Annotated in this window: 18 protein-coding genes; 12 read left to right on the top strand and 6 right to left on the bottom strand. The window is 64.2% G+C overall.

The window, feature by feature from the left end:
- Positions 1–33: 33 nt before the first annotated feature.
- Positions 34–348, bottom strand: coding sequence for a hypothetical protein (locus AC0L23_RS05425; protein WP_018456931.1), 315 nt, complete (start codon positions 346–348; stop codon positions 34–36).
- Positions 349–768: 420 nt separating this feature from the next.
- Positions 769–2,508 carry a methyl-accepting chemotaxis protein gene (locus AC0L23_RS05430; protein WP_085362340.1) on the bottom strand — a complete coding sequence of 580 codons (1,740 nt, stop codon included), beginning with the start codon at positions 2,506–2,508 and terminating at the stop codon, positions 769–771.
- Positions 2,509–2,728: 220 nt separating this feature from the next.
- On the opposite strand from AC0L23_RS05430, the gene AC0L23_RS05435 reads away from it, so the two are divergent.
- From AC0L23_RS05435 to AC0L23_RS05450, 4 genes are all read left to right on the top strand, one after another.
- Positions 2,729–4,111, top strand: a complete 1,383-nt coding sequence (locus AC0L23_RS05435; protein ID WP_085362341.1) for an ethanolamine ammonia-lyase subunit EutB — start codon at positions 2,729–2,731, stop codon at positions 4,109–4,111.
- Positions 4,112–4,262: 151 nt separating this feature from the next.
- Positions 4,263–5,849 carry a B12-binding domain-containing radical SAM protein gene (locus tag AC0L23_RS05440; protein WP_085352431.1) on the top strand — a complete coding sequence of 529 codons (1,587 nt, stop codon included), beginning with the start codon at positions 4,263–4,265 and terminating at the stop codon, positions 5,847–5,849.
- A 6-nt stretch (positions 5,850–5,855) separates the two neighbouring features.
- A complete protein-coding gene (gene eutC, locus AC0L23_RS05445; RefSeq protein ID WP_085362342.1) occupies positions 5,856–6,641 on the top strand; it encodes an ethanolamine ammonia-lyase subunit EutC in 786 nt (261 codons plus the stop codon).
- Positions 6,642–6,847: 206 nt separating this feature from the next.
- Positions 6,848–9,214: an efflux RND transporter permease subunit gene (locus AC0L23_RS05450; RefSeq protein WP_018456926.1), complete on the top strand. Its 2,367-nt coding sequence runs from the start codon at positions 6,848–6,850 to the stop codon at positions 9,212–9,214.
- Positions 9,215–9,334: 120 nt separating this feature from the next.
- Here AC0L23_RS05450 and AC0L23_RS05455 read toward each other — a convergent pair whose 3' ends face one another.
- Positions 9,335–9,832, bottom strand: coding sequence for a hypothetical protein (locus AC0L23_RS05455; RefSeq protein WP_018456925.1), 498 nt, complete (start codon positions 9,830–9,832; stop codon positions 9,335–9,337).
- Positions 9,833–10,291: 459 nt separating this feature from the next.
- Between AC0L23_RS05455 and AC0L23_RS05460 the strand changes: the two genes are divergently transcribed.
- The 6 genes from AC0L23_RS05460 to AC0L23_RS05485 all read left to right on the top strand — a co-directional run bounded on the left by AC0L23_RS05460 (position 10,292) and on the right by AC0L23_RS05485 (position 16,475).
- The gene (locus tag AC0L23_RS05460) at positions 10,292–10,525 is read left to right on the top strand and encodes a hypothetical protein (protein ID WP_007593627.1); all 234 of its coding nucleotides are present in this window, start codon (positions 10,292–10,294) and stop codon (positions 10,523–10,525) included.
- Between the two features lie 193 nt (positions 10,526–10,718).
- The gene (hpnC, locus tag AC0L23_RS05465) at positions 10,719–11,603 is read left to right on the top strand and encodes a squalene synthase HpnC (RefSeq protein ID WP_018456924.1); all 885 of its coding nucleotides are present in this window, start codon (positions 10,719–10,721) and stop codon (positions 11,601–11,603) included.
- Entirely contained in the window at positions 11,593–12,432 is an 840-nt protein-coding gene (gene hpnD, locus AC0L23_RS05470; RefSeq protein ID WP_018456923.1) for a presqualene diphosphate synthase HpnD, read from the top strand. Before hpnC ends, hpnD begins: the two co-directional genes overlap by 11 nt.
- Positions 12,432–13,685: a hydroxysqualene dehydroxylase HpnE gene (gene hpnE / locus AC0L23_RS05475; RefSeq protein ID WP_085362344.1), complete on the top strand. Its 1,254-nt coding sequence runs from the start codon at positions 12,432–12,434 to the stop codon at positions 13,683–13,685. The genes hpnD and hpnE overlap by 1 nt, the downstream gene beginning before the upstream one ends.
- A 76-nt stretch (positions 13,686–13,761) precedes the next feature.
- Positions 13,762–15,729, top strand: a complete 1,968-nt coding sequence (shc, locus tag AC0L23_RS05480; RefSeq protein WP_085362345.1) for a squalene--hopene cyclase — start codon at positions 13,762–13,764, stop codon at positions 15,727–15,729.
- Positions 15,726–16,475, top strand: coding sequence for a phosphorylase (locus tag AC0L23_RS05485; protein ID WP_026233265.1), 750 nt, complete (start codon positions 15,726–15,728; stop codon positions 16,473–16,475). Before shc ends, AC0L23_RS05485 begins: the two co-directional genes overlap by 4 nt.
- A gap of 81 nt (positions 16,476–16,556) precedes the next feature.
- Here the strand turns inward: AC0L23_RS05485 and hpnH are convergent, their stop codons facing one another.
- Positions 16,557–17,717 carry an adenosyl-hopene transferase HpnH gene (hpnH, locus tag AC0L23_RS05490; RefSeq protein WP_007593619.1) on the bottom strand — a complete coding sequence of 387 codons (1,161 nt, stop codon included), beginning with the start codon at positions 17,715–17,717 and terminating at the stop codon, positions 16,557–16,559.
- A gap of 35 nt (positions 17,718–17,752) precedes the next feature.
- The gene (gene ispH / locus AC0L23_RS05495) at positions 17,753–18,679 is read right to left on the bottom strand and encodes a 4-hydroxy-3-methylbut-2-enyl diphosphate reductase (protein WP_035993095.1); all 927 of its coding nucleotides are present in this window, start codon (positions 18,677–18,679) and stop codon (positions 17,753–17,755) included.
- Between the two features lie 461 nt (positions 18,680–19,140).
- Here ispH and hpnN point away from each other — a divergent pair, with 461 nt between their 5' ends.
- On the top strand, positions 19,141–21,729 hold the full coding sequence (gene hpnN / locus AC0L23_RS05500; RefSeq protein ID WP_018456918.1) for a hopanoid transporter HpnN: 2,589 nt from the start codon (positions 19,141–19,143) through the stop codon (positions 21,727–21,729).
- Here the strand turns inward: hpnN and AC0L23_RS05505 are convergent.
- Complete coding sequence (locus AC0L23_RS05505; protein ID WP_018456917.1) at positions 21,697–22,329, bottom strand: DUF2147 domain-containing protein; 633 nt, start codon at positions 22,327–22,329, stop codon at positions 21,697–21,699. The two genes, hpnN and AC0L23_RS05505, sit on opposite strands and share 33 nt — an antisense overlap.
- Before the next feature lie 141 nt (positions 22,330–22,470).
- Here AC0L23_RS05505 and hpnO point away from each other — a divergent pair, with 141 nt between their 5' ends.
- Positions 22,471–23,862: an aminobacteriohopanetriol synthase HpnO gene (gene hpnO / locus AC0L23_RS05510; protein WP_026233264.1), complete on the top strand. Its 1,392-nt coding sequence runs from the start codon at positions 22,471–22,473 to the stop codon at positions 23,860–23,862.
- Positions 23,863–23,918: the final 56 nt, after the last annotated feature.

A 23,918-nucleotide genomic window follows, 5' to 3' on the forward strand; every position in this document is an offset into this window, starting at 1 on the left:
CTCCGCGGCTTTTGCATTCACAGGATTCGTATCTCAGTAGCGGTCGGTGCCGATCCCGACGCTCACGCCGGGAGCGCGGAAGCCGATGCCGCTGCGCTCTTCATAGCCGCGCCGCTCGATGTAGCGCTCGCGAGGCGCATATCCGTAGGAATCGCGCCCTTCGCGGATGATGACACGGCGTTCGCCGCGCTCACGCCAGCAACGACCGTCTTCGTTGCAGACCATGCGCACGTTCTGAATGTTGCTGTCCGGAGCGACAGACAGGGTGGGAGACAGCGGGGCTGCAGCAGCGGCGGTCACGAGAAGGGTACTTGCTGCGGCCGCCAGAGCGGCTGTGAAAAATTTCATCGTGTTTCTCCCAAATGTGATGTGTCAGTGAGGCAATAGACTGGGAACCCAATGGTTCCATGGCTGAACAGATATCGTCAGCTGCCGCCATTCTGTTCGCAGGCATTCCCTGCCCGAAAGACAGGTGAACTCGCCATGATTGGCGATCATGACCTGGAAGATGGGATTGCGGAGAGAGGCATCGCGCGGTCTCTGTGAAGATCGGCTTCGAGATCCTGCCGGCCCAGCGCGGAAAGCTCCAACATTGACATCATGCTCCTGTTTTGCCCGACGGAGCAAGTAGATTCGTCAAATCCGCAGAAGACGGGGGCGGTAGCCAAGCCATTGAAATTGCTGTCCCCGGCTACTGTGCATGGGGTTGTTTTCGCGTTTTTTGATGGAGCGACCCCACCGCCGGCTCTGTTGGCGATGGACGTGCGGCTACCCGGCCTTGGCGATGCGGCCGTCCGCCGCGCCTGCGCGCAGGTTCTGGAAGAACTTCTCCACCTCGCGCGACAGCGTCTCCGCCGTCTCGGTCACGCTGCTCGCAGCCCTCAGCACCGAGGAGGCCGCAGTATCGGTCTCGCCGATGGCGTCGCGGAGCGAGCTGATGTTGGCGACGAGGGTCTCGTTGCCTTGGGCAGCCGATTGCGCGTTGGACGAGATCTCGCGCGTGGCGGCGTCTTGCTGGCCGATGGCGCCGGCGATCGCCGAGGTGACGTCGTTGATCTCGCGCACCGCGCCGCCGATCTCGCGGACGGCGTCGACCGCGTTGCGGGTGGAGGACTGGATCATCGAGACGTTTTCACTGATGTCGGCGGTCGCTTTCGCGGTCTGCCCCGCGAGCGCCTTCACTTCGTGTGCGACGACGGCAAAGCCGCGGCCGGCGTCGCCCGCGCGCGCCGCTTCGATGGTGGCATTGAGCGCGAGCAGATTGGTCTGCTCGGCGATCGCCTGGATCAGGCTGAGCACGCCGTCGATGCGTTGCGTGGCGGCCGCCAGGCTCTCGATCTCGGCAATCGATTTCTCGGTGCGCTGCCCGGTCTGCTCGACCGCGCTGGCGGATTGCCGCACCTGCCGGCCGATCTCCACCACCGACGCAGACAGCTCCTCGGCCGCGCCTGCCACCGCCGTGACGTTGTGCGATGCCTGTTCGGTGGCGTTCGCCGCCGTGCCGGCGCGGCTGCTCGCGTCCGCGGTAACGCGGGTGATGGTCTGCGCCGTTTCGCGCATGACGGAGGCGTTGTCGCTGAGGCCGCGCATGATCGCGCCGATCGCCTCGCGAAACGCGTCGACGGATTGCTCGATGTGGCGGGCGCGCTCCTCGCGCGCGGCGGAGTCCTGCGAGACCTGCGAGGCGAGGTTGCGGTTGCGCCCCATTGCGTCCTGGAAGATCTGGATCGCGCGCGCCAGTGCGCCGATCTCGTCGGCGCGGTCAGAGTGGGGCACCACGATGTTCTCGGCGCCGTCAGCGACCTGCTTGATGGTCGCGGTGATGGCGGAGAGCGGGCGTGCGATCGAGCGGGCGATGATGACGATGCCGATCACGACGAGGGCGAGCGCCACGCCGGCGAGGCAGGTCAGGACGAAGGACAGGATGCGATTGGTCTCGGTCTCGTGCGCGATTTGCCTCGCGCGCTCGGCATAGACCTTGGACAGCGCCTCGAGATCCTTGTTCAGCGCCGAGCGCACGGCGCGGTTGGCGTCGTTGTCGCCCCATTCGCGGCCCGCGGCCGCATTGATCTCGACGCCGCGGCGCACCAGCTCCTTGCGAAACTCGACGAACTGCTCGATGCGCTTCTTGAAGGTGGCGAACTGCTCGGCATCGTCAGCCTTGACGATGGTCTCCCAGCGCTTCACGACGTCGAGGATCTGGGCGTTGAACTTGAGCAGGCCCTCGCCGTATTTCTTCACCACGGCCGGTTCGGTCGACATGTAGACGCCCCGCGATTCCATCACGACCGCATAGACCAGCGAGTTGACCCGCTCGACGTTCAGCGCGGCGGCGTTCGCGGTCTCGATCGCGCTTGTCAGCTCGGCGCCGCGGCGGCTGTTGTAGTCGGACAGCATCGCGATCGCGGCCGTGAGCAGCGCGAACAGCGCGAAGATCGCGTAGAGCTTGTTGGCAAGCGTGAAGCGGCCGGCGAGGCCGGCGGCATTCCCAGATTGGTCGGTTTTCATGGTTTCAGGGGCCCGAATGGCCGGGAGCGGCCGGAGAGCGCGGTCGTAACAAATCGATGCAAAACTATGCAGAATGAAGATGGACGCAGCGTTAACGCCGGGTTTGGCCTCCTTCGCCCTCGGTCGAAAGAAAGGTCGATATTTCAGCGTCTTGATCTGAAGGTATAGTCTTGGGATTGCCCTGGAGTCGGCCTTTGGCCGACGAACCCCGGAGAGACCCTTGGTCTACCGCCACACCATCGACGCCACGACGTACGCATTCCCTGATCTGCGCGATCTGCTCGCCAAGGCGACGCCGCCGCGCTCCGGCGACCGGCTGGCCGGGATCGCCGCCGCCAGTGCCGAACAGATGATCGCGGCGCGGATGGCGCTGGCCGACGTCCCTCTCGGGCAGTTCTTACAGGAAGCCGTCATCCCCTATGAGACCGACGAGGTCACCCGCCTCGTTATCGACAGCCACGACGCCAAGGCGTTCGCGCCGGTGGCTTCGCTGACGGTCGGCGCCTTTCGCGACTGGCTGCTATCGGACGCCGCGACGCCCGAAATCTTGCGCAAGCTGGCCGGCGGCATCACTCCGGAGATGGCCGCCGCGGTCTCGAAGCTGATGCGCAACCAGGATTTGATCCTGGCGGCGCGGAAATGCGAGGTCACCACCGCTTTCCGCAACACCATCGGCCTGAAAGGCCGGATGAGCACCCGGCTCCAGCCCAACCATCCCTTCGACGACGCCAGGGGCATCACCGCCTCCATCCTTGACGGCATCCTGCTCGGCGCCGGCGATGCCTGCATCGGCATCAACCCGGCGAGCGACGACCCGGCCGTGATCGGCCAATTGCTGCGGCTGCTCGACGAGGTCATCGCGCGGCTCAAGATCCCGACCCAAGGATGCGTGCTGACCCATGTCACCACGACATTGTCGCTGATCGGGCAGGGGGCGCCGGTCGACCTCGTGTTCCAGTCGGTCGCCGGCACCGAGGCCGCCAACCGCAGTTTCGGCGTCAACCTCGCGCTCCTCAAGGAGGCCCAAGAGGCCGGGCTGTCGCAGAAGCGCGGCACGGTCGGGCAGAACGTGATGTATTTCGAGACCGGGCAGGGCTCGGCGCTATCGGCCAATGCCCATCACGGCGTCGACCAGCAGACCTGCGAGGCCCGCGCCTATGCGGTGGCCCGCGCCTTTGCGCCCCTCCTGGTCAACAGCGTGGTCGGCTTCATCGGCCCGGAATATCTCTACTACGGCAAGGAAATCATCCGGGCCGGGCTGGAGGATCACTTTTGCGGCAAGCTGCTCGGCCTGCCGCTTGGGATCGACATCTGCTATACCAACCACGCCGAGGCGGACCAGGACGACATGGACAATCTGCTGACGCTGCTCGCTGCCGCCGGCGTTACCTTCATCATGGGTGTCCCCGGCGCCGATGACGTCATGCTGAACTATCAATCCACGTCTTTTCACGACGCGCTCTATGTCCGCGACGTCTTCGGATTGCGTCGTGCGCCGGAATTCGACGACTGGCTGGCGCAGTCGGGCATTGCGGGCGCTGACTTCCGTCTTGCCGGCGATGCAGGCCTGCTGCCCGATTTTGCCTCACGGTTGATCGCGTGACGTGGCGGAAGCACCCGGTGGCCCGAGGAAACCATTGGTGCCCAAGGGAATTAAGCTCTGCCACAATATTGAGAAATTCCGGCGGCAGCATTACGCTATGTAGCTGTCTGGCAATTTCCGCAGCTAAGTCGAGCGTGGCGGGGGAGCTTTGATGCGAGCTGAAAGTAACGGGACGTCCCGGCGGATTCTCTGCGTGTTTCCGCGATACACATCGTCGTTCGGGACGTTCGAGCATTCCTACCCACTAACCGATGGCGTCCGCGCCTTCATGCCGCCGCAGGGACTTTTGCTGCTCGCGGCCTATCTGCCCGAGGAATGGCAGGTCAAATTCGTCGACGAGAACCTTCGCCGTACGACCAGAGAAGAGTTCGAATGGGCCGAGGCGGTCTTCGTCAGCGGCATGCACATCCAGCGCCAGCAGATGAACGATATCTGCCGCCGCGCTCACGAGTTCGATCTGCCGGTCGCGCTCGGCGGCCCCTCCGTCAGCGCCTGCCCGAACTACTATCCATCCTTCGACTATCTCCATGTCGGCGAGCTCGGCGACGCCACCAATCAGCTGCTCGAGATACTGTCGCGCGACATCTCGCGTCCCGAGACCCAGGTGGTTCTGACCACCAAGGACCGCGTGCCGATGACGGAGTTTCCGATCCCGGCCTACGAGCTCGCCGACGTGAAGAAATACTTCCTCGGCAGCATCCAGTATTCCAGCGGCTGTCCGTATCAGTGCGAGTTCTGCGACATCCCCGGCCTCTATGGCCGCAACCCGCGCCTCAAGTCGCCGGAGCAGATCATCGCCGAACTCGACCGCCTGCGGGAATGCGGCATGACCGACACGGTCTATTTCGTCGACGACAATTTCATCGGCAACCGCAAGGCGGCGCTCGACCTCCTGCCGCATCTGATCGAATGGCAGAAGAGGACCGGCTACATGGTGCGGCTCGCCTGCGAGGCGACGCTCAACATCGCCAAGCGGCCGGAAATCCTCGAGAAGATGCGCGAGGCCTATTTCGTCACCATCTTCTGCGGCATCGAGACGCCCGACCCCGATGCGCTGAAGGCGATGCACAAGGACCACAACATGATGGTCCCGATCCTCGAGGGCGTGCAAACCATCAACTCCTACGGCATGGAGGTCGTGTCCGGCATCATCATGGGGCTCGACACCGACAAGCCGAACACTTCGGAGGCGCTGCTCGCCTTTGTCGAGGAGTCCCGAATTCCGCTGCTCACGATCAACCTGCTTCAGGCGTTGCCGAAGACGCCGCTGTGGGACCGTCTGGAGCGCGAGGGGCGCCTGGTCGAGGACGACGGGCGCGATTCCAATGTTGACTTCCTGTTGCCCTACGACGACGTCGTTGCGTCCTGGAAGCACGCCATGGCCGTCGCCTACGAGCCCGAGAAGGTCTACGGGCGCTTCCAGTATCAATGCGACCACGTTTACGTGCACCGCCTCAAGATGCCAACGCCGGACGAGATGAAGACCTGGACCAACATCAGGCGCGGCCTCGTCATGCTGCGAAACATCTTCTGGAAGGTCGGCGTGCTCGGCGACTACAAGCGCGTGTTCTGGAAGTTCGCGCTGGGCCGCATCAAGCGCGGCGATCTCGAAGGCCTGATCGGCTGCACCCTGATCGCGCACCATCTCATCACCTTTGCGCGGGCGGCCTCGACCGGCCAGCAGAACGCCTCGAACTATTCGATCCGGCTACGCGAGGCCTCCGTTCCCGCCGAATGACACAACATGTCTGATCCGGCCATCCCGCGTCGTCCGACCCTCGATCTGCGTTCGCTCACGCCCGCGCGCGTGGCGCTGGGGCGCAGCGGCGCGAGCCTGCCGACGCGGGCACTGCTCGATTTCACACTGGACCACGCCCGCGCCCGCGATGCCGTACACGCCGTGTTCGATGCGCCGCGGCTGGTCGCGGATCTCTGCGCGCTTGGCCTCGTCGTCACCGAGGCGAACAGCCGGGCGGTCGACCGCGGGGACTATCTGCGGCGGCCCGATCTGGGCAGACGGCTCGATGCCGGATCAGCCGAGTCCTTGGCGCGGAGCGCCTCGGAGCCGTGCCAACTCGCACTCGTGATTGGCGACGGCCTGTCGGCGGCGGCGGTCCACGCCCATGCGGCCGCGCTGGTGATGCGCCTGCTGCCGTTGCTCGCGGCCGACGATGGTGTCGCGATCGGCCATGTCGTCGTCGCCTCAGGCGCGCGCGTCGCGCTCGGCGACGAGATCGGCGCCATTCTCGGCGCGCGCATGGTCGTGATGCTGATCGGCGAGCGGCCGGGCCTGTCGGCGCCCGACAGTCTCGGCGCCTATCTGACGTTCGCCCCGAAGCCGGGCCGTACCGATGCCGAGCGCAATTGCGTGTCGAACATCCACAAGGCCGGGTTGAGCTATGACGAGGCTGCCTTCAAGATCGCCTGGCTGGTCCGCGAGGGGCTCGCGCGGGAAGTGAGCGGTGTGGCGCTGAAGGACGAGAGCGCAGACCGGGCGCCGCGTCGAATTGGCACGGCTTTGCCCGGATGAAGGGCATTAAGGCAAAATCGCCACATCTTGATCGATTCGGCCACACTCCGCCTGCTTGCGAGAAGGGCGATTGACCTGCTAAACCCCTCGCAGCGATTTTCTGCGCATTTTCAAAGGGCAAGCCTCCCATTGGTATGGCATTTTCAAGCCGTTCGCGGGGCGCGACAAGCTCACAGACCCGAGCCGATTTAGGAACTGGACAAGGCATGCTCGAAAAGCACAGCGAGAGTGAGGTTCATGTCGACAAGGTCGAGCAGGGACCTGCGTCCTCGATCGCCTTCGGGCTGGAGCGCATCGGGCTGATCGCAGTCCGGGCGCCCATCGTCTCCTGCGTCGTCCTGCTCGTGCTGATCGTCGGCGCCGTGTTTGGCATCCACCGGATCAAGATCGACGATTCGCTGTCGCAGCTGTTCCGGTCCAACACGCCGGAATTCCGCCAGTACGAAGCGGTGACCAAGAAGTTCCCGGCCGAGGAATTCGATGTCCTCGTCGTAGTCGAGGGCAAGACCCTGCTGGCCCGGAACAACCTCGAGAAGCTGCGCGACTTCGTCACCGACATGCAGCTGGTCGAGGGTACGCGCGGACTGGTCTCGCTGTTCTCCGCGCGTCAGGCGCCCGCTCCGGGCAAGCTTCCCGCCGCACTGTTCCCGCCCGAGCTGCCCGAGGGCGAGGCCTATGACAAGTTCATCGAGGGCGTCAAAGCCAACGAGATCATCCGCGGCAAGCTGTTGTCCGAGGACGGCACGCTGGCGCTGATCGTGCTGTCGCTCGATCCGGAGGTGGTCGCCTCCAACAAGCTGACCAAGACCGTCGCCGACATCCGCGCGCTGATAAAGGAAGACCTCAGTGACACCGGGCTCAACGTGCAGCTTTCCGGCGTGCCGGTGATGCAGCTCGAGATCCGCAACGCGGTCGAGCGCGACGGGCTCACCTACAACATCCTCGGCATTCTCGCCGGCTGTGTCATCGCCATCATCTTCTTCCGCAAAATCTCGTTCATGGTGGCGGCGGCGTTCCCGCCGATGATCGCGATCCTGCTGGCGCTCGGCGCGCTCGGCTGGGCCAATTTCAATCTCAACATGTTCCTGAACGTGATGACGCCGCTCATCATGGTCATCAGCTTCTCGGACTCGATGCAGCTCACCTTCGCCGCCCGCGACCGGCTGATCGCGGGCCAGGACAAGTTCACCGCATTCAAGAACGCGGTGCTGGTGGTGGGACCGGCCTGCGTGCTGACGCACGGCACCGCAGGCATTTCCTTCATCGCGCTCCAGTTCTCCGACTCCGATCTGATCCGCAAGTTCGGCGAGGCGGGTCTCGCCGCCACCATCATCGCGCTGGTTGCGGTGTTGTCGCTCGTGCCGGTGTTCGGCGTGCTGCTCGTGCGCAACGAGAAGGTCTTTGCGACCAAGTTCCAGAGCGCGGATGCCGGCGTACAAGCGCTGCGTAATTTCTGCTACTGGATCGCGGTGCGCATGGTGGGCCGTCCCGGCCTGTTCAGCCTGATCGCGGTGGTGTTCGTGGCGGGCCTCGGCGTCATCTACGCAAATCTGGAGCCGCGCTACCGGCTCGCCGACCAGGTGCCGGACAAGCGCCAAGCGGTCGCGGCCAGCGACCGGCTCGACGCCAAGCTCACCGGCGCCAACCCGGTCAACGTTCTGATCCAGTTCCCCAAGGGTGAATCGCTCTATTCGCCGGAGACGCTGCAGACCATCGCGGACGTGCACGCGACGGTGGAGAAGGCCGCCGGTGTCGGCAATGTCTGGTCGGTCGAGACCCTGCGCCGCTGGCTCGCGGACAAGGCCGGCAGCGCCGACGTCGCGACCCTGAAGGAATATGTCAGCGTCATTCCGGAGCATCTGGTGCGCCGGTTCATCGATGCCGAGCAGGACGCGGTCGTGGTCGCAGGTCGCGTGCCGGACAAGGATTCCAGCCAGCTCCTGCCGATCGTCGACAAGCTCGATACCGAGCTCGACGCCGTCCGCAAGAAGCATCCCGGCTATGAAGTGGCGGTCACGGGTCTTGCCGCGATTGCCGCGCGCAATTCGGCCGGCATGATCGAGAAGCTCAACCGCGGGCTCACCGTCGAATTCGCGCTGGTCGCGATTTTCATCGGCCTTGCCTTCCGTTCCTGGGTCGTGATGTTCGCCTGCATCCTGCCGGGCATCTTCCCCGTCGTGATGTCGGGAACAGTGCTGTGGGCGATGGACGAGGGACTGCAATTTGCCAGTGTCGTAGCTCTGACCGTTTCGTTCGGCCTGGGCTTAAGCGCCACCATCCACTTCCTCAACCGCCTCAGGCTCGAGAGCAAGCCGGGCGTCGGCTCGGCGCTCGCAGTGGAGCGCGCGACCGTGCTGGTCGGCCCGGCGTTGATCCTGACCACGTTGGTGCTGGCCTGCGGTCTCGTCGTCACGGTGTTCTCCGATCTGCCGTCGCTACGGCTGTTCGGCTGGCTCAGCGCCTTCTCGATGGTGATGGCGCTCGTCGCCGACCTCTTCATCCTGCGGCCGACGGCGATGTGGTTGATCAATCTGCACGCCAAGCTTCAGGGCACCGACAAGCCGGCGATCTGAGCGGCTGCATCCATCGGACACGGAATCGGCGCGGTCCGGACGATTGCGCCGCGCCTCCGAAAAACAACAAGCCCCGGTTCGCGAGAACCGGGGCTTGTCGCTTCGAAGCGGTAAGAGCTGTCAGCCCTTCGTCATCGTGATGTTGACGCCGCGAATCTCGCCCTTGGATGAGATCTGCACCGTCTGCTTGGTGCCGTTGGTGCGCAGCGACAAATTGGCGGCAAATCCGTTGGCCTCGACGAACACCTCGATCTGGCCGCCACCGGCGGTGCCTTGGAGATTGCCGAAGATGTTGCGGTTGGTCTCGCTCCAATTGCCGGAGATGCGCTCGCCTTGGCTGGTCACATCGCTGGTGAGGTCGAACTTGTAGCTGTCGGAGGCGCAGTGCAACGCCTGCTTGAGACTGAGACCGGTGCCGGCAACCTTGTAGTCCGCCTTGCAGCGGATGCGCTCGGTCGAGCCGTCGGACAGCGACACCGTACCCGTCCCGGTCCATGCGCCCTCGAAACCTGCAAACGGTCCGGACGACTGAGCCTGACTTGTCGAAACCGAGAAGAGCAGCGCAGCGCCGATGCCGGCCGCCTTGATTGCCAGTTCAGTCCGTCCAAAGAATTTCATCTCAAAATATCCCGTTTAGAACGACGTCCGCTTCTCACGAAGAACGTCTCGCCACATCGAAAGTTTAGTGTTCCGAGCCAGTGACAGGTTCAATGCCCGACTGCCAGAGATGGCAGTTCACGACGCCTTGCGCCATGCTTCCACCTCTCGATTTGTCGTATTTCGGCATGTTTCTTGGTCCCGAGGCGGTATCGAGAGATGCAGCTCTGCAACAGGTGCGCAGCAAAACGCGGCGCACCTGAATTATGACGTAGTATCAGTCTCTTACATTTGCCAGAGAAGACGCAGGGAAGCCCTGATTTGGTGGACGTGGCGCCAATTTGGCCGCATTTGCCAGTGCTTGTGCCTTCTCCGAGGCCGCTCCTCCCGCGGCGACTTGCCATCAGAACAATCCGCTCCGGTCGTCGCCCTGTGCTGTCCGGGATTGGTGCGATTCTGCCGTCAGAATGAAGGAATACAATGCGTAAGCTTCTCGTCGCTCTCACCTTGCTGTCGGCCTCCCTCTCGACCGCAGCGTTCGCCCAGCAAGGGCGCGGCACGGACGCCGAGCAGAAGGCCTGCTCGCGCGATGTGCAGAAGCTCTGCCGTCCGGTCATCGACCAGGGTGATTTCACCATCCTGGCCTGCCTCAAGGAGAACCGGGCCAAGATCTCTCAGGCCTGCGACCAGGTCCTGAAGAACCACAACCAGTAAGCTCGGCCACTGGCCCACAAAAGGCGGCCCCGGGGCCGCCTTTTCGGACCTGATCCGCAAAGGGCAGCCATCGAGAGACAGGATTGGTTTTGCGGCCGTATTCCCCTATATGGGGGCCGCGGCGGCATCGCCCGCACGGGCTCGCGCGAGCGAAAAAGCCCTTCCTGTCCAAACGATTGTAGACCAGCCCTCGATGACCTCTGCGAGCGAATTGCGATCCGGCAAGGGTGAGCGCGACGAGAATTTTCCCGTCGCGTCCTGGATCATTCATCCGCGTCATCGCGCGCTGATCCTGGCGTATTACAATTTCGTCCGCACCGCCGACGACATCGCCGACCACGCCACGCTGCCGCCGGACGAGAAGCTCGCTTATCTCGACCTGCTCGAGGCGGAATTGCTCGGCAAAGGCGACACCCAGGCCGAGGCCGTCAGCCTGCGGCACGCACTGGCCGAACGCGGCATGGCGTCGCGCCACGCGCTCGACGTGCTCATCGCGTTCCGTATGGACGTGACCAAGTTGCGCTACGAGAATTGGGACGAGGTCATCCATTATTGCCGCTACTCGGCGATGCCGGTCGGCCGCTTCATGCTCGACGTCCATGGTGAGAGCACCTCGACCTGGGCCGCGTCAGATGCGCTCTGCGCAGCGCTGCAGATCAACAACCACCTCCAGGATTGCGGCAAGGATTTCCGCGAGCTCAACCGCGTCTATCTGCCGCGCGATGCGCTGGCCGCGAGTGGCGCCTCGGTCGAGCAGCTCGGACTGGCGCAGTCGCCACCGGCGATGCTGGCCTGCCTTCAGGCTCTCGCCGTCCGCAACGAAGCGCTGCTCGCCGAGGGCAGGTCGCTAGCTGCGGAGATCCGGGATTTCCGCCTCGGCGTCGAGGTCTCGGTGATCCAGGCCTATGCCGACCGCATCGTGCGCCTGTTGAAGGTGCGCGATCCCCTGCGCGAGCGCGTGCACCTGAACAAGCTCGAGCTCCTCACCTTCAGCCTCGCCGGCATGATCGGCGAAGTCGGCCGCCGCACGGTCGGACGCAAGGCCATTTCCAGACCGGGGACTGCACATGACGCTTGAGGCGACCTCGCCCGGCGCCAATTATGGCTCGACCGCATCCGGCAGTTCGTTCTACGCCGCGATGCGCATCCTGCCGCACGACCAGCGTGAAGCGATGTTCCAGATCTACAGCTTCTGCCGCCAGGTCGACGACATCGCCGATTCCGATGGCCCGCGCGACGAACGGCTCGCCGCCCTTCAGGCGTGGCGCAACGACATCGATGCGCTCTACCAGGGCAATCCGCCGCCGCGGCTGAAGGACTACGTCACCTCGGTGAAGACCTTCGGCCTCAAGCGCGAGGATTTCCTCGCCATCGTCGACGGCATGGAGATGGACGTGCCGCAGGACATCCGCGCGCCCGACATGGCGACGCTGGATCTCTACTGCGATCGCGTCGCGAGCGCCGTAGGGCGGCTGTCGGTCCGGGTCTTCGGCTTGCCAGAAGAAGACGGCATCGAGCTTGCCCATCATCTCGGCCGCGCGCTCCAGCTCACCAACATCCTGCGCGACATCGACGAGGACGCGGGCCTCGGCCGGCTCTATCTGCCGCGCGAAGCGCTGCTGCATGCCGGCATCACCTCCAACGATCCGGACCGCGTGATCGTCGAGCGCGCGCTGCCGAAGGTCTGCCTGCCACTGGCGCAGCGCGCAAAGGTGTATTTCGAGAAGTCGGACGAGATCATGAACCGCAACCGGCGCCGCGCGGTGCGCGCGCCGCGGATGATGTCGAAATACTATCATGCCATTCTGGATCTCCTGATCGCGCGCGGGTTCAACGCGCCGCGCGAGCCGGTGCGTGTGTCGAAGATCACACGTATCGCCATCCTGCTCCGATACGCTCTCATCTGATGCAAAAAACAGCTCACATCATTGGCGCTGGAATCTCCGGCCTCTCCGTCGCCGTGCGACTTGCCAATGCCGGCTTCAAGGTCGCCGTGCACGAAGCGACGCAGCAGGCCGGCGGCCGTTGCCGTTCCTATTTCGACGGCGCCACCAATCTCACCATCGACAACGGCAACCATCTGCTGCTGTCCGGCAATAGCCATGCGCGCGCCTATGCGCGTTCGATCGGGACCGAGGCGGGCCTCGTCGGTCCGGAGCGCGCGCAGTTTCCCTTCGTCGATCTCAAGACCGGGCAGCGCTGGCAGATCGACCTCGGCGACGGCCGGCTCCCGACCTGGGTGCTCGACGAGAGCCGCCGCGTCCCCGACACTGCGCTGACCGATTATCTGAAGCTGGCGCCGCTGATCTGGGCATCGGAAGAGACGCTGGTCGGCAAGTCAATTCCGTGCGAAGGCGTTCTCTATCAGCGCCTGGTGCAGCCTCTGCTGCTCGCGGCCCTCAACGTCGATCCACCCGAAGGCTCGGCGGGGCTTGCCGGCGCGATCGTGCGCGAGACGCTGCTCGCCGGCGGGCAGGCCTGCCGTCCCCTGATCGCGCGCGACGGGCTCAGCGCGGTACTGATCGAGCCCGCCGTGACGTTCCTGCAGGGGCGCGGGCACAGCGTTCAGCTCGGCCATGAGCTGCGCTCGTTTGCGACCCATGACGGCAAGGTCGGCGCGCTGAATTTCGGCGGCGAGGATGTGATCCAGATCAGCGAAGGCGACGTCGTCGTGATGGCGGTGCCGCCGCGCGCTGCCTCCAACCTGCTGCCGGGCCTGAAGACGCCGACCGAATTCCGCGCCATCGTGAATGCGCATTTCCGCGTCGAGCCGCCGGCGGGATCGGCACCGATCCTCGGCGTGATCGGCGGCGTCGTGGAATGGCTGTTTTCGTTCCCGAACCGGCTGTCCGTCACCATCAGCAACGGCGACCGTCTGGTCGACATGCCGCGCGAGGAACTCGCGCAGGCGATCTGGAACGACGTCTGCAAGGCGGGCGGTGTTTCCGGCGAGCTGCCCCCCTGGCAGATCGTGCGCGAGCGCCGTGCCACATTTGCGGCGACGCCGGCGCAGAATGCCCTGCGTCCAGGGCCGGTCACTGCGCTGAAAAACCTGTTTCTTGCAGGCGATTGGACTGCTACGGGATTGCCTGCAACCATCGAGGGATCGGTCCGATCCGGTGATCGCGCCGCCGATCTGGTTCTGGCCGCCAAGCGATAGTGACAGGCGGCCCTGACGGGCATTTGTCCCAGTCAATTTCGGCCCATTCAATCGACTATCGGAGCAATCGAGCGAGATGGATTCCGTGAACGCGACCAGCCGCGAAGCCCAAGAATTCAGGAACTTGGAATCGAGCATTGCGTCGGCCACCGAAGGCGTCCTCGGCTTCCAGCAACCCGACGGCCATTGGGTGTTCGAGCTCGAGGCAGATTGCACGATTCCGGCCGAATACGTCCTGCTGCGCCATTATCTCGCCGAGCCGGTCGATGCCGTGCTCGAAGCCAAGATCGCCAATTATCTTCGCCGCGTGCAGGGCGCCCATGGCGGCTGGCCGCTGGTGCATGACGGCGAGTTCGACATGAGCGCCAGCGTCAAGGCGTATTTCGCGCTGAAGATGATCGGGGATTCCATCGACGCGCCGCACATGGTGCGTGCGCGCGAGGCGATCCATTCCCGCGGCGGCGCCATTCACAGCAATGTCTTCACGCGCTTCATGCTTGCGATGTTTGGCGTCGTGACCTGGCGCGCGGTACCGGTGCTGCCGATCGAGATCGTGCTGCTGCCGTTCTGGTCGCCGTTCCACATCAACAAGATCTCCTACTGGGCGCGCACCACCATGGTGCCGCTGATGGTCATCGCCGCGCTGAAGCCACGGGCGAAGAATCCCAAGGGCGTCGGCATCGACGAGCTGTTCCTGCAGGATCCGCGCTCGATCGGCATGACCGCCAAGGCGCCGCACCAGAGCATGGCCTGGTTCGTGCTGTTCCGCGCGCTCGACGGCATTTTGCGCGTGGTCGAGCCAATGTTTCCCAAGAGCCTGCGCAAACGCGCCATCGACGCGGCGCTCGCCTTCACCGAGGAGCGGCTGAACGGCGAGGACGGCATGGGCGCGATCTATCCGCCGATGGCCAACATCGTCATGATGTACGACGCGCTCGGCAAGGACGAGAACTTCCCGCCGCGCGCGATCACGCGCCGGGGCATCGACAAGCTGCTCGTGATCAAGGACGACGAAGCCTATTGCCAGCCCTGCGTCTCGCCGGTGTGGGACACGACGCTGACCGCCCACGCGCTGCTCGAAGCCGGCGGCGACAAGGCGGTGCCGGCCGCCAAGCAGGGTCTCGACTGGCTGATCCCGAAGCAGGAGCTCGAGGTGAAGGGCGACTGGGCGGTGAAGCGGCCCGACGTACGCCCGGGCGGCTGGGCCTTCCAGTACAACAATGCCCATTATCCCGATCTCGACGACACCGCGGTGGTCGTGATGTCGATGGACCGGATGCGCCGGGAGCACGGTGCGGCCGGCTATGACGCCGCGATCGACCGTGCCCGGGAGTGGATCGAGGGCATGCAGAGCAACGACGGCGGCTGGGCCGCCTTCGACGTCAACAATCTCGAATATTACCTGAACAACATCCCGTTCTCGGACCATGGCGCACTGCTCGATCCACCGACCGAGGACGTCACCGCCCGCTGCGTCTCGATGCTGGCCCAGCTCGGCGAGACCGCGGAGACCAGCAAGCATGTCGCGGACGGGATCGCCTACCTGCGCAAGACCCAGCACTCCGAAGGGTCCTGGTACGGCCGCTGGGGCCTGAACTTCATCTACGGAACCTGGTCGGTGCTGTGCGCCCTCAACATGGCCGGCGTCCGCCATGACGATCCCATGATCCGGAAAGCCGCCGGCTGGCTGGCCTCGATCCAGAACCAGGACGGCGGCTGGGGCGAGGATGCCGTCAGCTACCGGTTGGACTACCGGGGCTGGGAGGCCGCCCCCTCGACCGCCTCGCAAACGGCATGGGCCTTGCTTGCCTTGATGGCTGCTGGCGAGGTTGATCACCCGGCCGTCGCCCGCGGGGTGGAGTACCTGATTGCAACACAGAACGAAAAAGGACTGTGGGACGAACAGCGGTACACCGCCACGGGCTTTCCCCGTGTATTCTATCTACGGTACCATGGTTATCCGAAGTTCTTCCCGCTGTGGGCGTTGGCGCGGTATCGGAACTTGCGGAACACCAACAGCAGGGTGGTAGGGGTCGGAATGTGACTTTGGGGACGGGGGACTATCTTACCGCGGGTCAAACCGTTGATCCGCGGCCGATATTGATCGTGACTGGACTGGTTCAGGAGGCCCGCATAGCGGCCGGGCCTGGCATGGCGGTCATCTGTTCGTCGAGCAGCCCCACCCAGTTGCGGGCGCTGTTGACGGTGCTGGATCCCGAGACGATTCGCGGTGTGATCTCCTTCGGCGTGGCCGGCGGGCTCGACCCGACGCTGCGCTCCGGCGACGTCGTGCTGGCGACCGAGGTGCTCGCGGGCGATACCCGCTGGGCCGCTGGCCTCTCGCTCGGCGACGACCTCATCGACCGCCTGACGTCGGGGCGCCGCCGCGTTGTGCGCGGCAGCCTCGCGGGTGCCGAGGAAGTGGTCACGGGGCGCTCCTGCAAGGCGGCGCTGCATTCGGAGACGGGAGCGGCCGCCGTCGACATGGAAAGCCACATCGCGGCGGCCTACGCCGCCGAGGCCGGCTTGCCGTTCGCCGCGGTCCGCGTCATCAGCGATCCCGCCCATCGCGCGCTGCCGGCGCTCGCCCGCGCCGCCATCAAGCCGAATGGCCAGATCGACGTGCTGGCCGTGCTGCGCGGCATCGCGCGCAACCCGACTGCGCTGCACGGACTGGTCTCGACCGGCCTCGACTTCAACCGCGCGCTACGCAGCCTGCGCGGCTGCCGCGACTTCCTGATCGGCACCGAACTGGTCGACAGCGAGGCGCTGGTCTCCGAGGCGGCCTGAGCGGGTTCTGCGATCACTAAAAACAAAAGGCCCGGTCGCCATTGGCGATCGGGCCTTTTCTTGTTGGTGGGACTAGCGCGCTTACGCGGCGGTCGACGCCTTCCGTGCGGCCTTCTCCTGTGCGGCGGCGGCCTCGTCCTTGCGGATCTCCGACAGGCGCTTCTGCACTTCCGCGGAGAAGATGTACTGCGCAGGACGCTGCTTGGACATGTCGATCTCCGGCGCCATCGGACCCGTGGTCCTGATGCCGCGCAGCGACACCCACATCGCCTTCAGCGGGTTGTTGATGGCGGCGGTCGCCGCCGTCGGCTCGTAGCCGCAATGGGCCATACAGTCGGCGCACTTCTCGTACTTGCCGGTGCCGTAGGTCTCCCAGTCGGTGGTGTCCATCAGCTCCTTGAAGGTTTTTGCATAGCCTTCACCGAGCAAATAGCAGGGCTTCTGCCAGCCGAAGATGTTGCGCGCGGGCATGCCCCAAGGCGTGCACTCGTATTCCTGGTTGCCGGCGAGGAAGTCCAGGAACAGGCCGGAATGCATGAAATTCCACTTCTTGCCCTTGCCCATCGCAAAGACGTCGCGGAACAGCTTCTTGGTCTTGGTGCGGTTGAGGAAGTGCTCCTGGTCCGGCGCGCGCTCATAGGCGTAGCCCGGCGACATCGAGACGCCGACGCCGAGCTCGACGGTCAGGTCGAGGAATTTGGCGATCTCTTCGGCCGGGTGGCCGTCGAAGATGGTGGCGTTGACGTTGACGGTGAAGCCGCGGGCCTTGGCCGCCTTGATCGCGGAGACGGCGCGGTCGAACACGCCCTTCTGCGACACGGCCTTGTCGTGGTGCTCCTTCAGGCCGTCGAGATGCACGGAGAAGAACAGGTAGGGCGAGGGCTCGAACAGATCGAGCTTCTTCTCGAGCAACAGCGCGTTGGTGCAGAGCGAGACGAACTTCTTGCGCGCGACGAGGCCGCGCACGATCTCGCCGATCTCCTTGTGGATCAGCGGCTCGCCGCCGGGAATGGCAACCATAGGCGCACCGCACTCGTCGGCCGCGTCCCAGCACTCCTGCGCCGTCATGCGGCGGTTGAGGATCGCATCCGGATAATCGATCTTGCCGCAGCCGACGCAGGCGAGGTTGCAGCGAAACAGCGGTTCCAGCATCAGCACGAGCGGATAGCGCTTGCGGCCAAGCAGCTTCTGCTTGATCAAATAGCCGCCGATACGCATTTCCTTGAAGAAGGGGATAGCCATTACAAGTTTCTTTCTGGGCTTGAAATTCGGGTGGGTCAGCTCGCAGCCAGTTCGGCCGGAAGCCGGAATTCGATGTTTTCCTCGCGGCCCGGGAGCACCGAGACCTTGACCGGTCCGATCCGCCGCATTGCTTCGATCACGTCATCCACGAGTACCTCGGGCGCCGAAGCGCCAGCCGTGACACCGACGGTTCTGGCATCTTTCAACCACTCCGGATTGAGCGCGCTGCCGTCGGCAATCAGATAACTCGCGACACCGGCCTCAGTGCCGATTTCGCGGAGCCGGTTCGAATTCGAGCTATTGGCAGCGCCCACCACCAAGATCACGTCGACCAGCTTGCTCAAGTCCCTTACCGCAGATTGGCGGTTCTGTGTCGCATAGCAGATATCCCGGATATCCGGGCCTTGAATATCTGTAAAGCGGGCCTGCAGGGCCGAAATGATGTCCTTTGTGTCATCCACCGACAGGGTGGTCTGGGTGATATAGGCCACTGGCGTATCCGCCGGCAGCTCAAGGGCCTTAACCTCTTCAACGCTTTGGACCAGCAGTACGGGGGCGGGAACCTGGCCCATCGTACCCTCGACCTCGGGGTGGCCGGCATGGCCGATCAGGATCAGGGTGCGGCCCCTGGCGATGTAGCGCTTCCCCTGATTGTGAACTTTCGTGACCAAGGGGCAGGTGGCATTGAGCACCGGAAGGTCGCGCGCGGCCGCTTCTTCCTCGACGCTGCGGGCGACGCCATGAGCGCTGAAGACCGTCACCGCCTTCGGCGGCACCTCCGACAGTTCCTCGACGAAGATCGCGCCCTTGTTCTTCAGGCTCTCGACGACGTACTTGTTGTGCACGATCTCATGGCGCACGTAGACGGGCGGGCCGTACTTCTCCAGCGCCCGTTCCACGATCTCGATCGCACGCACTACCCCCGCGCAAAAGCCGCGCGGTTGCGCCAGATAAACTTCCATTGGACGGCCATCACGCAAGTTGCACCAATCCGCTCTCAAGTTCAGGGGACACCCCGATACGAACCAATGAGTTGCAATATCCGCACCATCGGTTCGGCGCACGCGGTAGCCGCCCACCCCTGCCGGGGCCCCGGTGCATGGAGGTGCAGTACTTTGTGTCAAAAAATCGGCAGTAAGGAAAGGTGGAATGAACTTTGGTTCCCTGCCGGATCAGTTTGGCGGTATTATAGTAGAGGGTGCCCGTGGCAGCAACGTGGCGACATTTGTGCGCACGCTTCGTCACTTTCCCGCCTCAACTCCTCGGCTATACCGATGGCCCGCATGATAATGCCATGGTCTTCCGCCGTTTACCTCGAAGCTTCTGACGGCGATAACCACTCAAAACAGCAATAGGTTTCGGCCGGGAACTCCGTTAAACAGCGGGCGTTTCCGGCAAGCTGTTAACCGCAGAAAGAAAAGTAGTGCTGCAAAGCGTCGTCGTTGCCATCGTCAGGGCCTGCACCCGGTTTGCCTCCCTCGTCGTCGTTCTCGGGCTCCTGCTGGCGGTGGGGGCGGGCTATTACACGTCCCAGCATTTCGCCATCAACACCGACATCAACTCGCTGATTGCCCAAAATCTGGACTGGCGCCAACGCGACCAGCAGTTCGATCGCGCCTTCGACCGCGATGCGACGATTACGGCGGTGGTCGAAGCCAAGACGCCGGAGATGGCGACCGCGGCGTCGGACGCGCTCTATGCCAAGCTGAAGGACAACAAGACCGAATTCCAGTCGATGCAGCAGCTCGGCACCGGCGAGTTCTTCGAGAAGAATGGTCTGTTGTTCCTGCCGACAGAGGAAGTTGCCAAGGTCACCGGCCAGTTCGAATCCGCAGCACCCCTGATCGAGATCATGGCGGGCGATCCCTCGATCCGCGGCCTGACCGGCGCGCTCGAGACGGGACTTGCCGGCGTCAAGCGCGGGCAGGTCAAGCTCGACAACACCGAACGGCCCTTCAACCAGATCGCGCAAACGGTCGAGACCGTGCTCAACAAGGGCAATGCGACGTTCTCCTGGCGCCAGCTCGTCAGTGACGAGCCGCTGACGGATTCGGACAAGCGCGCCTTCATCGAGTTCAAGCCGATCCTCGACTACAACGCGCTTGAGCCCGGCAAGGGCGCAACCGACGCGATCCGCAAGGCCGCAGCCGATCTGGATTTTGCCACCAAATATCAGGCGCGAGTCCGGCTGACCGGGCCGGTCCCGATCGCCAACGAGGAATATGCAACCGTCCAGGAAGGCGCCGTCGTCAATGGCATCGGCACGGTCCTCGTCGTGCTGCTCATCCTGTGGCTGGCGCTGCATTCGGCGAAGATCATCTTCGCGGTGTTCGTCAATCTCTTCGTCGGTCTTGCGCTGACCACCGCCGCCGGCCTGATGATGGTGGGCTCGCTCAATTTGCTGTCGATCGCATTCGCCGTGCTGTTCGTCGGCCTCGGCGTCGATTTCGGCATCCAGTACAGCGTCCGCTATCGCTCCGAGCGCTACAAGCACAACGATCTCTCCGGTGCGCTGATCCTGGCCGCCAAGCGCTCGGCAATTCCGTTGTCGCTGGCGGCAATGGCGACCGCGGCTGGCTTCCTCTGCTTCATCCCCACGGACTACAAGGGTATCGCCGAACTCGGCCAGATCGCCGGCGTCGGCATGCTGGTCGCGTTCCTCACTAGCATCACCGTGCTCCCGGCGATGCTGAAGCTGTTGAACCCGCCCGGTGAGAAAGAGCCGGTCGGCTATGCCTTCCTGGCGCCGCTCGATCACTTCCTGGAGAAGCACCGCGTGCTGGTCGTCGGTGGCACCATGTTTCTGGCGGTCGCCGGCCTGCCGCTGCTCTATTTCATGAAGTTCGACTTCAACCCGATGAATCTGCGCAACCCGAAGGCAGAGTCGATCGCGACCTTCCTCGACTTGCGCAAGGATCCCAACACCGGCGCCAATGCCATCAACGTGATGACCACGTCGGAAGAGCAGGCAAGGCAGGTGGAGGCGAAGCTGGAGAAGGTGCCGGAGGTGTTGCGGGTGATGTCGCTCAACAGCTTCGTTCCTGAAGACCAGCCGCCGAAGCTGAAGCTGCTCGCGCAGGGCGCCAAGGTGCTGAACCCCGCGCTCAATCCCGACCAGATCGACGCCGCGCCGTCGGACAAGGAAAACGTCGATGCGCTGAAATCGTCGGTCGACAATCTGCGCCGGACCGCAGGCGATGCGAAGGGCCCGGGTGCGGTTGCCTCGCGTCGGCTCGCGGATGCGCTGGAAAAGCTCGCCAATGCCGATGAAGCCACACGGAACAAGGCGCAGGACGTGTTCGTCGCGCCGATGAAGATCGTGTTCGACCAGCTCCGGAACGCGTTGCAGGCCGAGCCGGTCACCCTGAAGTCATTGCCGGCAGATCTCGTCAGCGCCTGGAAGAGCAAGGACGGTATCATCCGCGTCGAGGCGCTGCCGAAGGGTGATCCCAACGACAACGACACGCTACGCAAATTTGCGGCGGCGGTGCTCGTTGCCGAGCCGACCGCGATCGGCGGTCCGGTCTCGATCCTGAAATCCGGCGACACCGTGGTGAAGGCGTTCATCCATGCCGGAATCTATGCGCTGCTGGTGATCGGCCTATTACTGTGGATCACGCTGCGCCGGTTCGTCGACGTGTTGATGACGCTGGTGCCGCTGTTGGTGGCAGGCGCGGTCACGCTCGAGATCTGCGTGCTGATCGGCTTGCCGCTCAACTTCGCCAATATCGTCGCGTTCCCGCTGCTGCTCGGCGTCGGCGTGGCCTTCAAGATCTACTATGTCGTGGCCTGGCGCTCGGGCAGGACAAACCTGCTCCAGACCAGCCTGACGCGCGCGATCTTTTTCAGCGCGCTGACAACGGCCACCGCGTTCGGCAGCCTTTGGCTGTCGAGCCATCCCGGCACGTCCAGCATGGGCAAGCTGCTGGCGTTGTCGCTGGTGACGACGCTCGCCGCCGTGCTGCTGTTTCAGCCTGCCCTAATGGGCAAACCCCGCAATCTCAGGGAGTAGGCAGATGTCGCCGACCTGGTCGGCGGCGCCCTTCTGACCGGGTTTGGCGGTGCCGGCGGCCTTCGGGGCTGCGGGCGCAGGCTGCGCCACCGTAGCGCCGGTCGTTCCCGGGGCTTTCGACGCCGCGCCGGTGGGCTTCGGCGCGCCCTTGGCCATGGCGTTGGCGGAGCTCAAGGGAATCGGGGGGCTGACCCGGGTCCAGGTCTCGCCACCGCACAGGAACCCCATCACGCAGCCCTTGATCTCGAGCTGGTCGGTGCCAACCGGCGTGATGGTTGCGCTGTAGAGCTGGCCGTCCTTGGCATTGTAGACCTGACCTTCCCATTGATCGGCGCCGGGCTTTTTCTTCATGTCGATCAGGGTCGCCATGCCCAGCGTGGGCCGGGTCTTTTTCGACGCGTCCGGATTGTTCTCGTCGCGGCCCCCGGGCTGTTTTTCCCAGGAAACCGCGCCCCACATGCTGCCATTGCATTGGGCGACACGAATGTTGGCGACGCCGTCGGCAACCCGCCAGTCGCCGGTCGGATCGGCCGCGAGCGCCGGGTTCAGGCAGGTGTAACCGCCAGCCAGTATTAGTCCGGTGTAAAGGGCTAAACGCATGATCGTTCCTTGGCAGTGCAACATGGTCTAAAGCTCTGCTTGCGAAGATGGTCCGAAAAAGGGCAAAAGGCCGCACAGACCGTTTTCAGCGACGTTCCGTTTTCAGTTGACGAGACGGCCCTCAACCGAAGTATGTAGCGGATGCACAGCCCAAATCCAGACATGTCTCAGCTGTTCGCGGACCGCCAGGCCCAGCGCAGCGCCCTGCATAATCGGCATCTGAACGAGCAGTTCGTTCGGGTTCTGAAGACCATCGGCTACGATGTCGGCTTCCAGAAGGGGCAGGGACAGTATCTCTACGACCGCGACGGGGCGCGCTATCTCGACCTCTTGTCCGGTTTTGGCGTGTTTGCGATCGGGCGCAATCATCCTGTCATGCGCGAGGCGCTCAAGAGCGTGCTCGATGCCGACCTGCCCAACCTCGTCCAGTTCGACGTCTCGGTGCTCGCCGGCGTGCTCGCCGAGCGGCTCCTGAAATACGTCCCCTATCTTGATAAGGCGTTCTTCGCCAATTCCGGCGCCGAATGCGTCGAAGCGGCGATCAAGTTCGCCCGCGGCGCCACCGGTCGTCCGGGGATCGTCTATTGTGCCCACGGCTATCACGGCCTGACCTATGGCGCGCTGTCGCTGACCGGTGATTCGAACTTCCGCACCGGCTTCGAGCCGCTGCTGCCGGGATGCACTTCGATCCCGTTCAACGATCTCGCCGCGCTCGAAAAGGCGCTGGCCTCGCGCGAGGTGGCGGCCTTCGTCGTCGAGCCAATCCAGGGCAAGGGCGTCAACATGCCCACCGACGAGTTCCTGCCGGGTGCAGCTGCGCTCTGCAAGAAATACGGCACGCTGTTCGTCGCCGACGAGATCCAGACCGGCATGGGCCGCACCGGCCGCTTCCTCGCGGTCGAGCACTGGAACGTCGAGCCCGACATGGTGCTGCTGTCGAAGTCGCTGTCCGGCGGCCATGTGCCGGTCGGCGCGGTGCTGACGCGCAAAAGCATCTTCGACAAGATATTCAACCAGATGGACCGCGCCGTCGTGCACGGCTCGACCTTCTCCAAGAACGACCTGGCGATGGCTGCGGGCATCGCCACGCTTGACATCATGGAGTCCGAGAAGCTGATCGAGTCCGCCGCCAAGCGCGGTGCCGAGCTGCGCCTCGCGCTCACGCGCATGGTGCCCGGCTACGAGCTGTTGAAGGAGGTCCGCGGCAAGGGCCTGATGATCGGCGTCGAGTTCGGTCCGCCGAAATCGCTGCGGCTGCGGGCGTCCTGGAACGTGCTGGAGGCAGCCAACAAGGGTCTGTTCTGCCAGCTCATCACCGTGCCGCTGTTCAAGGACCACAAGATCCTCACGCAAGTCGCCGGCCATGGCAGCCACACCATCAAGCTTCTGCCGCCGCTCACCATCACCGAGGAAGATTGCGGCTGGATCGAGCGCGCCTTCGACGACGTCATCGCCGGCAGCCACAAGGTCCCCGGCGCGATTTGGTCGCTCGGCAAGACGCTGGTGGACAATGCGGTGCGAAGGTCTGCGTAAGGCCTCTGCTGCGGCCTGATGTCGCGACGTGCGACCTGCTGAAGCAGTCCGTCTCC

The sequence above is a fragment of the Bradyrhizobium sp. MI1.4 genome, from assembly GCF_055811315.1.